1 rRNA gene is annotated in these 2,875 nt (G+C 53.5%); it reads right to left on the bottom strand.

Annotated elements, in window-relative coordinates:
• Positions 1-24 precede the first annotated feature (24 nt).
• Positions 25-2,875, bottom strand: a 23S ribosomal RNA gene (locus ABVN36_RS24595); the annotation flags it as partial.

The raw sequence follows: 2,875 nt of genomic DNA, 5'->3' as shown, positions 1-2,875 counted from the left end.
CCGCCAAAACATCTTCGGCGTTGTAAGGTTAAGCCTCACGGTTCATTAGTACCGGTTAGCTCAACGCATCGCTGCGCTTACACACCCGGCCTATCAACGTCGTCGTCTTCAACGTTCCTTCAGGAGACTCTAAGTCTCAGGGAGAACTCATCTCGGGGCAAGTTTCGTGCTTAGATGCTTTCAGCACTTATCTCTTCCGCATTTAGCTACCGGGCAGTGCCATTGGCATGACAACCCGAACACCAGTGATGCGTCCACTCCGGTCCTCTCGTACTAGGAGCAGCCCCCCTCAGTTCTCCAGCGCCCACGGCAGATAGGGACCGAACTGTCTCACGACGTTCTAAACCCAGCTCGCGTACCACTTTAAATGGCGAACAGCCATACCCTTGGGACCTACTTCAGCCCCAGGATGTGATGAGCCGACATCGAGGTGCCAAACACCGCCGTCGATATGAACTCTTGGGCGGTATCAGCCTGTTATCCCCGGAGTACCTTTTATCCGTTGAGCGATGGCCCTTCCATTCAGAACCACCGGATCACTATGACCTGCTTTCGCACCTGCTCGCGCCGTCACGCTCGCAGTCAAGCTGGCTTATGCCATTGCACTAACCTCCTGATGTCCGACCAGGATTAGCCAACCTTCGTGCTCCTCCGTTACTCTTTAGGAGGAGACCGCCCCAGTCAAACTACCCACCAGACACTGTCCGCAACCCGGATTACGGGTCCACGTTAGAACATCAAACATTAAAGGGTGGTATTTCAAGGTCGGCTCCATGCAGACTGGCGTCCACACTTCAAAGCCTCCCACCTATCCTACACATCAAGGCTCAATGTTCAGTGTCAAGCTATAGTAAAGGTTCACGGGGTCTTTCCGTCTTGCCGCGGGTACACTGCATCTTCACAGCGAGTTCAATTTCACTGAGTCTCGGGTGGAGACAGCCTGGCCATCATTACGCCATTCGTGCAGGTCGGAACTTACCCGACAAGGAATTTCGCTACCTTAGGACCGTTATAGTTACGGCCGCCGTTTACCGGGGCTTCGATCAGGAGCTTCGCTTGCGCTGACCCCATCAATTAACCTTCCGGCACCGGGCAGGCGTCACACCGTATACGTCCACTTTCGTGTTTGCACAGTGCTGTGTTTTTAATAAACAGTTGCAGCCAGCTGGTATCTTCGACTGACTTCAGCTCCGTGAGTAAATCACTTCACCTACGTGTCAGCGTGCCTTCTCCCGAAGTTACGGCACCATTTTGCCTAGTTCCTTCACCCGAGTTCTCTCAAGCGCCTTGGTATTCTCTACCTGACCACCTGTGTCGGTTTGGGGTACGATTTGATGTTACCTGATGCTTAGAGGCTTTTCCTGGAAGCAGGGCATTTGTTGCTTCAGCACCGTAGTGCCTCGTCGTCACGCCTCAGTGTTAAAGTGAACCGGATTTACCTGGAACACACACCTACACGCTTAAACCGGGACAACCGTCGCCCGGCCAACATAGCCTTCTCCGTCCCCCCTTCGCAGTAACACCAAGTACGGGAATATTAACCCGTTTCCCATCGACTACGCCTTTCGGCCTCGCCTTAGGGGTCGACTCACCCTGCCCCGATTAACGTTGGACAGGAACCCTTGGTCTTCCGGCGAGCGGGCTTTTCACCCGCTTTATCGTTACTTATGTCAGCATTCGCACTTCTGATACCTCCAGCAACCCTCACAGGCCACCTTCGCAGGCTTACAGAACGCTCCCCTACCCAACGAACGTATCCTTAAACCGACTCGACTTTGTATACGCTTTGACGTCGCTTCGCTCCGTCAATCGTCATCCGCTGAATCGCTTTAAGTGATACGTTCGCTGCCGCAGCTTCGGTGCATGGTTTAGCCCCGTTACATCTTCCGCGCAGGCCGACTCGACCAGTGAGCTATTACGCTTTCTTTAAATGATGGCTGCTTCTAAGCCAACATCCTGGCTGTCTGGGCCTTCCCACATCGTTTCCCACTTAACCATGACTTTGGGACCTTAGCTGGCGGTCTGGGTTGTTTCCCTCTTCACGACGGACGTTAGCACCCGCCGTGTGTCTCCCGTGATAACATTCTCCGGTATTCGCAGTTTGCATCGGGTTGGTAAGCCGGGATGGCCCCCTAGCCGAAACAGTGCTCTACCCCCGGAGATGAATTCACGAGGCGCTACCTAAATAGCTTTCGGGGAGAACCAGCTATCTCCCGGTTTGATTGGCCTTTCACCCCCAGCCACAGGTCATCCGCTAATTTTTCAACATTAGTCGGTTCGGTCCTCCAGTTAGTGTTACCCAACCTTCAACCTGCCCATGGCTAGATCACCGGGTTTCGGGTCTATACCCTGCAACTTAACGCCCGGTTAAGACTCGGTTTCCCTCCGGCTCCCCTATACGGTTAACCTTGCTACAGAATATAAGTCGCTGACCCATTATACAAAAGGTACGCAGTCACACAGGTAAACCTGTGCTCCCACTGCTTGTACGTACACGGTTTCAGGTTCTTTTTCACTCCCCTCGCCGGGGTTCTTTTCGCCTTTCCCTCACGGTACTGGTTCACTATCGGTCAGTCAGGAGTATTTAGCCTTGGAGGATGGTCCCCCCATATTCAGACAGGATACCACGTGTCCCGCCCTACTCATCGAGCTCACAGCACATGCGCTTTTGTGTACGGGGCTGTCACCCTGTATCGCGCGCCTTTCCAGACGCTTCCACTAACACACATGCTGATTCAGGCTCTGGGCTCCTCCCCGTTCGCTCGCCGCTACTGGGGGAATCTCGGTTGATTTCTTTTCCTCGGGGTACTTAGATGTTTCAGTTCCCCCGGTTCGCCTCATTAACCTATGGATTCAGTTAATGATAGTGTGACGA

Origin of the sequence: Salmonella sp. SJTUF15581 (assembly GCF_043356775.1) — a bacterium.
GTDB classification, from domain to species: Bacteria; Pseudomonadota; Gammaproteobacteria; order Enterobacterales; family Enterobacteriaceae; genus Salmonella; species Salmonella enterica.
The sequence above is the reverse complement of the archived record's forward strand: the minus strand, read 5'-3'. Positions and strand labels throughout refer to the sequence as shown.